Origin of the sequence: Embleya sp. NPDC059237 (assembly GCF_042754105.1) — a bacterium.
Taxonomy (GTDB): domain Bacteria; phylum Actinomycetota; class Actinomycetes; order Streptomycetales; family Streptomycetaceae; genus Embleya.
In genome coordinates this window covers 246,812-258,105 of sequence record NZ_JBHZAE010000017.1, presented here as the reverse complement: position 1 = coordinate 258,105, position 11,294 = coordinate 246,812, and the positions used below count along the sequence as shown (strand labels likewise).

10 protein-coding genes are annotated in these 11,294 nt (G+C 73.8%); 8 read left to right on the top strand and 2 right to left on the bottom strand.

The features are described from left to right. Positions 1 to 1,287 precede the first annotated feature (1,287 nt). On the top strand, positions 1,288 to 2,136 hold the full coding sequence (locus ACFXKZ_RS39695; RefSeq protein ID WP_380008616.1) for a hypothetical protein: 849 nt from the start codon (positions 1,288 to 1,290) through the stop codon (positions 2,134 to 2,136). A gap of 82 nt (positions 2,137 to 2,218) precedes the next feature. On the opposite strand, the gene ACFXKZ_RS39690 is transcribed toward ACFXKZ_RS39695, so the two are convergent. Next, positions 2,219 to 3,478, bottom strand: coding sequence for a DUF1015 family protein (locus tag ACFXKZ_RS39690; RefSeq protein WP_380008614.1), 1,260 nt, complete (start codon positions 3,476 to 3,478; stop codon positions 2,219 to 2,221). A gap of 132 nt (positions 3,479 to 3,610) precedes the next feature. Here ACFXKZ_RS39690 and ACFXKZ_RS39685 point away from each other — a divergent pair, with 132 nt between their 5' ends. Together ACFXKZ_RS39685 and ACFXKZ_RS39680 are read left to right on the top strand one after the other, a co-directional pair. After that, positions 3,611 to 4,111 (top strand): tetratricopeptide repeat protein, encoded by a 501-nt coding sequence (locus ACFXKZ_RS39685; protein ID WP_380008611.1) that lies wholly within the window; start codon positions 3,611 to 3,613, stop codon positions 4,109 to 4,111. Next, a complete protein-coding gene (locus tag ACFXKZ_RS39680; protein WP_380008608.1) occupies positions 4,108 to 5,202 on the top strand; it encodes an HAD-IIA family hydrolase in 1,095 nt (364 codons plus the stop codon). Before ACFXKZ_RS39685 ends, ACFXKZ_RS39680 begins: the two co-directional genes overlap by 4 nt. A 48-nt stretch (positions 5,203 to 5,250) precedes the next feature. On the opposite strand, the gene ACFXKZ_RS39675 is transcribed toward ACFXKZ_RS39680, so the two are convergent. Next, complete coding sequence (locus tag ACFXKZ_RS39675) at positions 5,251 to 5,592, bottom strand: alkyl sulfatase C-terminal domain-containing protein (RefSeq protein ID WP_380008605.1); 342 nt, start codon at positions 5,590 to 5,592, stop codon at positions 5,251 to 5,253. A 260-nt stretch (positions 5,593 to 5,852) separates the two neighbouring features. On the opposite strand from ACFXKZ_RS39675, the gene ACFXKZ_RS39670 reads away from it, so the two are divergent. From ACFXKZ_RS39670 to recN, 5 genes are all read left to right on the top strand, one after another. Continuing rightward, positions 5,853 to 6,539: a histone gene (locus ACFXKZ_RS39670; protein WP_380008602.1), complete on the top strand. Its 687-nt coding sequence runs from the start codon at positions 5,853 to 5,855 to the stop codon at positions 6,537 to 6,539. Beyond that, complete coding sequence (locus tag ACFXKZ_RS39665; protein ID WP_380008599.1) at positions 6,536 to 6,760, top strand: hypothetical protein; 225 nt, start codon at positions 6,536 to 6,538, stop codon at positions 6,758 to 6,760. Before ACFXKZ_RS39670 ends, ACFXKZ_RS39665 begins: the two co-directional genes overlap by 4 nt. A 221-nt stretch (positions 6,761 to 6,981) precedes the next feature. Then, positions 6,982 to 7,785 (top strand): TlyA family RNA methyltransferase, encoded by an 804-nt coding sequence (locus ACFXKZ_RS39660; RefSeq protein WP_380008596.1) that lies wholly within the window; start codon positions 6,982 to 6,984, stop codon positions 7,783 to 7,785. Between the two features lie 214 nt (positions 7,786 to 7,999). Continuing rightward, positions 8,000 to 8,887: an NAD kinase gene (locus ACFXKZ_RS39655; protein ID WP_126643989.1), complete on the top strand. Its 888-nt coding sequence runs from the start codon at positions 8,000 to 8,002 to the stop codon at positions 8,885 to 8,887. A 500-nt stretch (positions 8,888 to 9,387) separates the two neighbouring features. Beyond that, complete coding sequence (recN, locus tag ACFXKZ_RS39650) at positions 9,388 to 11,127, top strand: DNA repair protein RecN (protein ID WP_380008637.1); 1,740 nt, start codon at positions 9,388 to 9,390, stop codon at positions 11,125 to 11,127. The last annotated feature ends 167 nt before the right edge of the window (positions 11,128 to 11,294 follow it).

Below are 11,294 nucleotides of genomic sequence, written 5' to 3'. Positions count from 1 at the left end.
TACCGTGACGACCGTGGTGGGGACCGTCGTCCTCCGGCCGGGCGCGACGATCGGCCCGGGTTCCGTGAGGAGCGCGGTGGGGATCGTCGGCCGCCGTTGCGGTCGGACCGGCCCGAGCGTTCCGACCGGCCTGGTCGTGATGATCGTGGTGGGTCGCGTCCGCCGTTCCGCTCGGATGCTCCGGAGCGGGATCGTGGGCAGTCGCGGACCTCGTACGGGGCTCGTGGCGACCACGCGATCGCCCGTCCGAACCGCGAGGACCGGCCGTCGTACGGCCGTGATGATCGTGGTGGTCGGCCGTCGTATGGCAATCGGGACGATCGTGGTGGGTCGCGTCCCTCGTTCAACCGTGACGACCGTGGTGGGGACCGTCGTCCTCCGGCCGGGCGCGACGATCGGCCCGGGTTCCGTGAGGAGCGCGGTGGGGATCGTCGGCCGCCGTTCAATCGCGATGAGCGTGGTGGGGACCGTCGTCCGCCGTTCCGGTCGGATCGGCCCGAGCGTTCCGACCGGCCTGGTCGTGATGAGCGTGGTGGGGCGCGTCCTTCCTACGGTCGGGACGACCGTGGGGGGCCCGGTGGGCGGTTGCCGTTCCGTGCCGATCGTGGGGACCGGCCTGCTCGGGACGATCGTGGTGGGTCGCGTCCGGCGTTCGAGCGTGATGACCGTGGTGGGGACCGTCGTCCGCCGTTCAACCGGGACGATCGTGGGTCCGGCCGGCCGTCGTATGGCAACCGGGACGACCGTGGTGGCTCGCGTCCGCCGCAGCGGGCGGAGCGGCCTGCTCGGGACGAGCGTGAGTTCGGGGATCGTGACCACCGTGACGGCGCCAGCAGCCGGCCGACCTACAACGGTCGACCCGGTGCGCGGCAGCCGTTCCAGGAGCGTCGTCCGGCGCCGCGGCGGGACGACCGGGGTTCCGGGCGTCCGACCGGTGGCGGCCGGGACGAGCGTGGTGGGGATCGTCGGCCGCCGTTCAACCGCGACGACCGTGGTGGGGACCGTCGTCCGCCGTTCCGGTCGGACCGGCCCGAGCGCTCGGACCGGCCTGCCCGTGACGACCGTGGTGGGGCGCGTGCTCCGTTCCGGTCGGATCGGCCCGCTCGGGACGATCGTGGGGGCTCGCGTCCCTCGTTCGGTCGGGACGACCGTGGTGGCCGGCCCTCCTTCGGGGACCGGGACCGCGATCGTGGCGGTCGGTCGTCGTACGGGAACCGGGACGACCGCGGCGCTTCGCGTCCGTCGTACGACCGTCGGGACGAGCCGGGCTACGTGCCGGTCGAGCGCATGTTCATTCCGGAGGACGTCCAGGCCGAGGAACTCGGTGCGGAGGCGCGTCAGGAGCTGCGTGGGCTGCCCAAGACGCTCGCCGACGAGGTCGCGCGCAACCTGGTGATGATCGGCCGTACGGTCGACGAGGACCCCGAGCTGGCGTACAAGTACGCGAAGGTCGCGCTGCGGCTCGCGTCGCGTGTCGCCGCCGTGCGTGAGGCGGCAGGGATCGCGGCGTACATGGCCGGGGCCTACGCCGAGGCGCTGTCCGAGCTGCGGGCGGCCCGGCGGATGACCGGGTCGAGCGAGCACTGGGCCGTGATGGCCGACTGCGAGCGTGGCCTGGGCCGTCCGGAGCGGGCGTTGCAGATGGCCGGGGCGGACGAGGTCAAGGAACTGGACAAGGCCGCGCAGATCGAGCTGCGGATCGTCGCGGCCGGTGCGCGCCGGGATCTGGACCAGCTCGACGCGGCCGTCGTCACCCTTCAGGTGCCGGAGCTGAACTCGGCGTCGACGAACCCGTGGGTGGCGCGACTGCGGTTCGCGTACGCCGACGCGTTGGCGGCCGTGGGCCGCGACGACGAGGCGCGGGACTGGTTCGGGCGGGCCGCCGAGGCGGACACGACGGGCGAGACCGGTGCGGCCGAGCGGGTCGCGGAGCTGGACGGGCTCGACTTCACCGATGCGCTCGACCCGGACGCGGAGGACGACGACGAGGACGAGGTCGACGTCGACATCGAGGACTCGGCTGCGGAGGCGGTCGAGTTCGAGGATGGCGCGGAGGACGAGGACGAGGCCGAGGTTGCGGCCGAGATCGACTCGGACGATGACGACGACGCGGTCGTCGGCGACGTCAAGGACTGATTGAGCGTCGAAGATGTGTGAAGGGAAGGGCCCGGCATTCGTGCCGGGCCCTTTTTGTGTTTCGTGGTTGTGGGCTACGTGGTCATTCGGTCAGGTCGAGGCTTCTGAGGACCAGGCCCGTGGCCGGCTTCGGGCCGAACGAGGTGGATTTTCTGGGCATGCGGATGTCCTGTTCGGCCAGGTCCCGGACCACTCGTTCGTCGGTGGGACGCAGCAGGATCGCGGTGCCGCCGGTGTGGTTGGCCTGGCGGACGGCGGCCGCGGCGTCGTGGACGTAGGTGATGTTGTCCCAGTTGTCCGGCACGTGCCACACCTGTTCGAGCAGGGCGGCGTGCAGGACCGTGGCGTCCAGGCTGCGCCAGGTGCGCGGGCGGTCGGCGCGAATGGCCAGGTCGAGCAGGTCCGGGTCGGGGCCGGTGAGCAGGTGGAAGCGGCGGTCGCCGGCGAGCAGGAAGGCCGGTCCTGTGGCCTGGTCCAGGGCCCACAGGGCGGCGGGCAGCGTGCCGTCGAGGGGGCGGGCCAGGAACGCGCCGGCGCCCGCGTCGCCGTAGGTGGCCAGTTCGTTCAGCGCCTGTGCGGGGCGCAGCTTCGGCAGCACGCGGTGGATCGCGCCGACCCGCAGCGGGTGGCGGACGGTGTCCACGAGCAGTACCAGGCCGCGGTCCCAGGGGCCGTCGCCGCGGCCGTCCGCGTGCGCGCGGTCGCGCATCCGGGCGTAGGCCGCCCAGCGGTGGTGGCCGTCGGCGATCAGCGCCTTGCGGGCCGCCAGGTCGTCGCGGATCCCGGCGAGCGCCTGGCGATCGGTCACCCCCCACAGCCGGTGTCGTATGCCGTCGGGTGTGCGCAGGCCGACGAGCGGCGGCTGGTGGGTGGTCTGTTCGACGATGTCGGACGCGCGTCCGCCGCCCGTGTACACGAGCAGGATCGGCTCGGGGTTCGCCGACAGCTCGGTCATGATCGCGGCGCGGTCGGCGACGGGGCCGGGCATCACGTCCTCGTGCGGCAGTACCGCGGAGTCGAGCGACAGGGCGCCGATCAGACCGCGTTGGATCGAGTTGTGATCGCGCTGCTCGTAGACGTAGAGCGTGGGCAGCGGATCGGGACGCAGCACCCCCTCGGCGAGCCAGGTGCGCAACGTGGTGCCGGCGTGTACCGCGCTGCGCGGCAGTACCAAGCGCACGATGTTGTGCGGGTCGGCGTCCTCCAGCGCGGGTACGCCGCCGGGCTCGACCACGTCGTACGGTGGCGAGGTCACCGACGCGACGTCCCCCACGCGGTCCGGGTCGTAGCGGAGCCCGCGGAAGGGGGCCAGATCGAGCCCGTTCGGCACTGCGTCATCCATGACCGAATGTTACGGGCCCGAGGGCGGGCAAGATCAGGACATCCGATGTCGCCGGCCTCCGGATCGTCGGACGTCCCGGTTCGGGGGCGTCGGTTCGGTGGACGGCGGGTGGTCGAGGTGCGGGAGGGCATCATGGCGATGGCTCAGGGAGCCGACGGGGTGAACGGTGCGCCCACTGGAGACGTGTACGACTGGTATCGGCGCGGGGTGCAGCTGCTCGCGTCGGGTAATCCGGCCGCCGCGGCGCTGTTGCTGGCGCGGGCGGCGGACGCGGCGCCGGAGTCGCGCAGCGTGCGGGAGGCGCTGGCGCGGGCCTGGTTCGACTCGGGCAGACACGACGAGGCGCTGCGGCACTTTCGGGCGGTGGCGGAGTCGGATCCGGCGGACGACTACGCCCAGTTCGGCTGGGGCCTGTCCGCCTCGCGGCTCGGCGACTTCGAGACGGCCGTGGAGCACCTGGCGCTCGCGGTGGCGATGCGGCCGGAGACCAAGCACTACCGGACGGCGCTGGTGCAGGCGCGGGCCACGTTGCGGGCGCGGGCGGGGGCGTACGGGACGATCGGTGCGGACGGCCGGGACGGCGGGTCCGGTCGCAACGGTGACGAGACGAGTGACAGGAGTGGCGACGCGTGAGCGGGCATACCTCGGCGGTGACGACGGACGGTTCGGACGCGGGCGGGGACGGGGGTGCCTTGGCGCGGGCCTACGACGTGGCGCTGCTCGACCTGGACGGGGTCGTGTACACGGGTGCGCGGGCGGTGCCGCATGCGGTGGAGGTGTTGGCCGAGGCGCGTGAGCGGGGGATGGGGCTGGCGTTCGTCACCAACAACGCGTCGCGTACGCCCAAGGCGGTGGCGGAACATCTGGTCGAGCTGGGGGTTCCGGCGCAGCCGGAGGACGTGGTGACGTCGGCGCAGGCCGCGGCGCGGGTGGTCGCGGAGCGGGTGCCCGAGGGGGCGTCGGTGCTGGTGGTCGGCGGTGAGGGCCTGGAGGTGGCGCTGCGGGAGCGTGGGTTGCGGCCGGTGCGGTCGGCGGATTCGGGTTCCGGTTCGGGTTCGGGGGCGGGCTCCGGCTCGGGTTCCGGTGGGGACGGGCCTGCGGCGGTTGTGCAGGGGTTTGCCGCGGATGTGGGGTGGGCGGCGTTGGCGGAGGCGTCCTATGCCGTGGCGCGCGGGGTGTTCTGGGTGGCTTCGAACGCGGACCTGACCATTCCGACGGAGCGTGGAATCGCGCCCGGGAACGGGGCCTTGGTGGGGGTGGTGCGCGCGGCCACGGGGGTCGAGCCGGTGGTGGCGGGCAAGCCCGAGTTGCCGCTGCATCGCGAGACGATCCTGCGTACCGGGGCGCGTCGGCCGCTGGTGGTGGGCGATCGGCTCGACACGGACATCGAGGGTGCGCACAACGGCGGCGTGGACAGCCTGTTGGTGCTGACCGGGGTGACCACGCCCGAGGCGTTGTTGGCGGCCGGTGCGGAGCAGCGGCCGACGTTCGTCGCGGAGGACCTGCGGGCGCTTTTGGAGCCGGCGGTGACGGCGCGGCGCGACGGTGACGCGTGGGTGTGCGGCGGGTGGTCGGCGCGGGTGGTGGACGGCGCGTTGGCGGTCGAGGGCGAGGGTGCGCGGATCGACGGGTTGCGGGCGGCGTGTGCGGCGGTGTGGGCCGAGGACGCGGAGGCGGCGGCTCGGGTCGACACGGGCGGGGTGGTGCGGCGGTTGGGGTGGTAGCGGGAGGGGCCGGTCCGGGCGCGCCCGGGTGCTGCGGGGCTTTCCGGGTCAGATCAGCTTGCGGAGTACCAGCAGGTCCTTGAAGGACGCCTCCAGCTTGACCCGGCCCTTGGCCCACGCGGAGGCGAAGTTGAGGGTGCCGGCCACCAGTGCGACCAGGTCGTCGCCGGTCATGGCCAGTCGGATCTGCGCCTTCTCGGTGCGCGGCTCGGTGTCGATGTCGTGCAGGGCGCCGTCGCGCAGGCGTCCGGAGAAGGTGACGTCGAGGTCGGTGACGTGGCAGCTGAGGCTGCGGTCGAGTTGGGTGGCCTTGCGGGTGTCGCCCTCCGCTCGGCCCATCTTGGCGGACAGTTCCTCGAGGGCCGTGCGGCACTCTTCGACGGTGGCCATGCGGGGAGATTCCTTCCGTGGGATCCGGTTGGCGACCGTACCCCACCCGGGGGCGGGCGATGTCCGTGGCGGTCGATCGGTCGGCCGTCGGTGCGGGGCGGTTCGGGTTCGGGTTCGCCTCGTTCGTGTCGGCGGCATGTCGTTGCTTCCGTTCGCGCGGCGGTCGAGAGGGTAGCGTCGGGGGCAGACCGATCATCGCCGTTCGTATCGCCGCGCAGGCACCGATACGGCGGCCGGAGCAGGAAGGCGGGCGCCGGTTCATGCGAGACGTCGTGCGCAGTTACCTTCAGATCGCCAGTGGCTTGACCGAGATGACCAGGCAGCGGGTCACCGAGGTGGCCAAGGTCCTCGTCGAGCGCAGCGGCCTCGACCTGGAGCAGGTTCCGGAACAGGCCCAGGCGTTGCCGCAGTTCGTGCAGCAGGTCGCCGAGGAGTTGTACGAGACCGGCAAGGCGAACCGGGACCTGCTCGTGGGCATCGTGCGCGGCGAGGTGGACAAGGCGCTGACCCGTACGAGGCCGTGGACCAAGGATCTGGCCAAGGCCGAGGAGGAGATCACCCGGTTGAAGAGTCGGGTGACGGATCTGGAGCACCGGTTGGCGCGGGCGTCCACGCCTCGGGCGGCGCGGCCGGCGGGTGCGCCCGGAGCGGGCGGGGCGGGGCGTTCGGCCGCGACGCCGGTCGCGACTCCGCCGGCGGCCGGCCCGTCCGTTGCCACGCCGCCGGTCGCTGCTCCGCCGTCCGGCAAGCCGGTCGCGAAGAAGGCGGCGGCGAAGAAGAGCGTCGCGGACAAGCCCGCGGCGGACGGTGGCTCGGCGGCGCCGGCCGGTCCGCGCAAGCCGGCGCGCAAGACGAACGGGACGCCCGCCACGAAGAAGACGGCGCCGGCCAAGAAGGCGATCCGCAAGCCGACCGCGCCGGCGGCGGACGCGGACGGGCAGTCGTGAGCGAAGCCTCGGCGGCGGACGGCACGGAGCGGGCGGTCGCCGAGGACGTCGCGACCGGGTCGGGCGTCGTCGAACCACCGCCCCCCACGGGCGACCCGCACGTGGACGCGGTGCTGGTCACCTTGAGCCGTGTGGGTGACCTGCCCACCGAGGCGCACGGGCCGGTGTACGAGGATGTACACCGGGGATTGCGGGACACCCTCGCGGATCTGGATCGTTAGGGCGGGTCCGTGTTCTCCCGTCGGGCTCCGCGACGTCCGGCACCGTGCCCGGCCGTACCGGCGAACCATTCGATCGGGACCACCGAACGGGTGTTTCGCCGGTACGCCGGGGCGTGGCACCGGGCTTCGCGGAGGCCGGCGGGCGACCCACCCGCGCCGGCGCGAGAGTGGCGGTTCTCGTCGACGACTTCGGCACAACCAAGGAACGGCAGGCACGACCGGTGGCACGACGCAGGCTCGACGCCGAGCTGGTGCGCAGGGGACTCGCTCGCTCCCGGGACCACGCGAGCGAACTGATCGCGGCCGGGCGGGTGACGGTGGGCGGCCAGGCCGCGACCAAGGCCGCCACCCAGGTCGACGCGGGGGCGGCCGTGGTGGTCGCCGCCGACGCGGGCGACCCGGACTACGTATCGCGCGGCGGGCACAAGCTCGCGGGCGCGCTCGCCGCGTTCACCCCGCTGGGGCTGAGCGTGGAGGGGCGGCGCTGTATCGACGCGGGCGCCTCGACCGGCGGCTTCACCGACGTGCTGCTGCGCGCGGGGGCGGCGCACGTGGTCGCGGTGGACGTGGGGTACGGGCAGCTCGCGTGGGCGCTGCGCAACGACGACCGGGTGACCGTGCGGGACCGGACCAACGTGCGGGAGTTGACGCCGGATCAAGTGGGGCCGGCGGCCGAGGTGGTGGTGGGCGACCTTTCGTTCATCTCGCTCGGGCTGGTGTTGCCGGCGCTGGTGCGCTGTTCGGCGCCGGACGCGGACCTGGTGATGATGGTCAAGCCGCAGTTCGAGGTGGGGCGCGAGCGGTTGGGCGCCGGTGGTGTGGTGCGCGATCCGGCGTTGCGGGCGGAGGCGGTGCGGATCGTCGCGGAGCAGGCCGCGAAGTCGGGCCTGGGGGTGCTCGGGGTGACGGCGTCGCCGCTGCCGGGGCCGTCGGGCAACGTCGAGTATTTCCTGTGGATGCGGGCCGGCGCGCCCGAGCTGGATCCGGCGGACGTCGATCGGGCGATCGCCGAGGGGCCGCGGTGAAGGGCGTGCGCGATAGCGTCGCGGCGTACGGGTCGGGCGCGGCCCGGGGTGGTGTGGACGGCGGCGCGGCGGATGGTTCGGGCTCGACCTGCGGGTCGGGGTCGGCCGGGGGCTGCGCCGAGGGTGGTACGGCGTACGGATGCGGCTGCGCCGACGCCGGTATGGCGTACGGATATGGCTGCGGTCGGCGCGATGCGGACGAGGGGATACGGGGATGAGCGATCGCACGATACTGGTGGTCACGCACACCGGCCGTCCCGCGGCGTTGCGCAGCGCGCGGCTGGTGGTGGAGCGGCTGATCGCGGCGGGCCTGGGTGTACGGGTGCTGGAGCCGGAGGCGGACGATCTGGCTCTGCCGGGCGCGGTCGTGGTGTCCGTGGAGCCGGACGCGGCCAAGGGTTGTGAGCTGGCCATCGTGCTCGGCGGCGACGGCACGCTGCTGCGCGGCGCGGAGTTGGTGCGCGAGGCGGCGGTGCCGATGCTCGGGGTCAACCTGGGCCGGGTCGGGTTCCTGGCGGAGGCCGAGCGCGAGGACCTGAACGACGTGGTCGAGCGGGTGGTGGCGCGGGACTACGACGTCGAGGAGCGCATGACGCTCGACGTGGTGGTGCGGGTCAACGGCGAGATCGTGCATACGAACTGGGCGTTGAACGAGGCCGCGATCGAGAAGGCCTCCCGCGAGCGCATGCTGGAGCTGGTCGCCGAGGTGGACGGCCGGCCGCTGTCGCGCTGGGGCTGCGACGGGGTGGTGTGCGCGACGCCGACGGGGTCGACGGCGTACGCGTTCTCCGGTGGCGGACCGATCGTGTGGCCGGAGGTGGAGGCGCTGATCATGGTGCCGATCAGCGCGCACGCGCTGTTCGCGCGACCGGTGGTGGTCTCGCCGAACTCGGTGCTGGCGTTGGAGCTGGCGGCGGAGACTCCGCCCGGTGCGCTGTGGTGCGACGGGCGGCGGACGGTACAGCTGCCCGCGGGCGCGCGGGTGGAGGTGCGGCGGGGGACCCAGCCGGTGCGGTTGGCGCGGCTGCATCGGGCGCCGTTCACGGATCGGTTGGTGGCGAAGTTCGCGTTGCCGGTGAAGGGGTGGCGCGGGCGGCGGTGAGGTGGTCGGGCGGGCGGGACTTGGCTCGCGGGGTGGGTGGGGCTTGATCCGCGGGGTGGGTGACCGGGCTCGCGAGGCTGGGTGGGTGCGCTTGCGGGGGCGTGGGACCGCACTTGTGGGCCGGCCCGGTTGCACTCGCGGGGCTTGGTGGTCCTGCTTGCTCGGGGCGGGCGGCTGCGCCTGCGAGGGCGGCCGGCGCTTGCGGGGGTGTGGGGCTGCCTTGTGGTGCCGGCTGGTTGTGCTCGCGAGCGTCGGTGGTCGGTCGCGCTTGTGGGGCCGGGTGGGGGCGCTTGTGAGGGCGGCGGGCTGTGTTGGCGAGGTCGTGGCGGTGCGCTTGCGGCGTCGGCCGGGCGGGCCCGCGGCGCCGCCGGCCCGTGGGGCTTGCGGGCCGGCCGGCTGCGGCTGTGGGGGTGTGTTGGGGTGGCTGACACACGCCGTTGAACTGCTTTCTTCGCGTGGAGTCCCCGCGACCTCGTAGTGTCGTCCCCGTGCTCGAAGAGATGCGGATACAGGGTCTGGGTGTCATCGAAGACGCCGTAGTCGAGCTCGCGCCGGGCTTCACCGTGGTCACGGGCGAGACCGGCGCCGGCAAGACGATGGTGGTCACCGGGCTCGGCTTGCTGTTCGGTGGGCGGGCCGATGCCGGGCTGGTGCGCAACGGGACGGGGAAGGCTCTGGTCGAGGGCCGGCTCGGAGTGCCGGCGGATTCGCCCGCCGGGCGGCGGGCGGCCGAAGCGGGTGCCGAGGTCGACGACGGCGAGCTGCTGCTGGCCCGGACGGTCTCGGCCGAGGGGCGCTCGCGCGCACACGTCGGCGGGCGGTCCGCGCCGATCGGGTTGCTCACCGATCTGGCCGACGACCTGATCGCGGTACACGGGCAGACCGACCAGCAGCGGCTGTTGCGGCCCGCCCGGCAGCGCGCCGCGCTCGACCGGTACGCCGGGGAGGCGGTGTCGGTGCCGCTGAAGGCGTACGGCGCGGTCTACCGGCGGCTGCGCGAGGTGAGCGCGGAGCTCGACGAGATCACCACGCGGGCGCGCGAGCGCGCGCAGGAGGCGGACCTGCTGCGGTTCGGCCTGACCGAGATCGAACAGGTGGTGCCGCAGCCGGGCGAGGACGCCGAACTGGCCGCGGAGACGCTGCGGCTGGGACACGCGGACGCGCTGCGTACGGCCGCGACCACGGCGCACGAGGCGTTGTTGGGCGATCCGGAGACCGGTTCGGACGCGGTGGACGCCACGACCCTGCTCGGTGCGGCGCATCGGGCGGTGGAGGCGGTGCGGGCGCACGATCCGGCGCTGGCGGCGCTCGCCGATCGGCTGGGCGAGGTCGGGTATCTGGTGGCGGACGTGGCCACCGAACTGGCGTCGTACGCGGCCGGGGTGGACGCGGACCCGGTGCGGTTGGCGGCGGCGGAGGAGCGGCGGGCGGCGCTGGCGGGGCTGACCCGCAAGTACGGCGAGTCGATCGACGAGGTGCTGGCCTGGGCGGAGCGTTCGGCCGCGCGGTTGGCCGAGTTGGACGGCGACGACGACCGCACCGAGGAGCTGACCGCCCAACGCGACGCGTTGCGGGGCGAGTTGACGGTGCTCGCGGGCGAGGTCTCGGCGGCTCGGCATGCGGCGGCGGAGAAGTTCGCGGCGGCGGTGACCGGTGAGTTGACGGCGCTGGCGATGCCGTATGCGCGCGTCGGCGTGGCGATCGACGGAGTCGACGACGCGGAGGGGCTGGCGGTCGGGGATCGGGTGCTGGCGTATGGGCCGACGGGCGTGGACGAGGTCGAACTGCAGCTGTCCCCGCACCCGGGCGCGCCGCCGCGGCCGTTGGCGAAGGGTGCGTCCGGCGGTGAGCTGTCGCGCGTGATGCTCGCGGTCGAGGTGGTGTTCGCGGGGGCCGACCCGGTGCCGACGTTCGTCTTCGACGAGGTCGACCAGGGCGTCGGCGGCAAGGCCGCGGTCGAGGTGGGCCGCCGGCTGGCTCGTTTGGCGCGCGTCGCGCAGGTGATCGTGGTGACGCACCTGCCTCAGGTCGCCGCCTTCGCCGACCGCCACTTGGTGGTCGAGAAGTCCAGCGACGGCACGGTCACCCGCTCCGGTGTGGTCACCCTCGACGACGCGGCAAGGGTCCGGGAACTGTCCCGCATGCTGGCGGGCCTGGAGGACTCGGAACTGGGCCGCGCACACGCGGAGGAACTACTGGCCACGGCAGCCGGCGCAAAGCGGGAGGCGGCATCGCCATGAGGGGCAGGCGGGTCCCGCCCGGCGGGCCGCGGGGGGCGTTGGGTGCCGCGCCGAGCGTGCCCCCACCCGGCCCCCGCCGCTGCCGACCTCGAAGCCTGCGCTTTGGACGCCCCGAGCGGGCCCGCCCGGGCCCGGTGGCCGTGCGGCCGTGCTGCGCCCGATGGCCC

Coding starts and splice junctions, on each gene's coding strand:
- ACFXKZ_RS39695 (WP_380008616.1), top strand. CDS start 1,288: ATGTTCATTCCGGAGGACGTCCAGGCCGAGGAACTCGGTGCGGAGGCG.
- ACFXKZ_RS39690 (WP_380008614.1), bottom strand. CDS start 3,478: ATGGATGACGCAGTGCCGAACGGGCTCGATCTGGCCCCCTTCCGCGGG.
- ACFXKZ_RS39685 (WP_380008611.1), top strand. CDS start 3,611: ATGGCGATGGCTCAGGGAGCCGACGGGGTGAACGGTGCGCCCACTGGA.
- ACFXKZ_RS39675 (WP_380008605.1), bottom strand. CDS start 5,592: ATGGCCACCGTCGAAGAGTGCCGCACGGCCCTCGAGGAACTGTCCGCC.
- ACFXKZ_RS39670 (WP_380008602.1), top strand. CDS start 5,853: ATGCGAGACGTCGTGCGCAGTTACCTTCAGATCGCCAGTGGCTTGACC.
- ACFXKZ_RS39655 (WP_126643989.1), top strand. CDS start 8,000: ATGAGCGATCGCACGATACTGGTGGTCACGCACACCGGCCGTCCCGCG.
- recN (WP_380008637.1), top strand. CDS start 9,388: ATGCGGATACAGGGTCTGGGTGTCATCGAAGACGCCGTAGTCGAGCTC.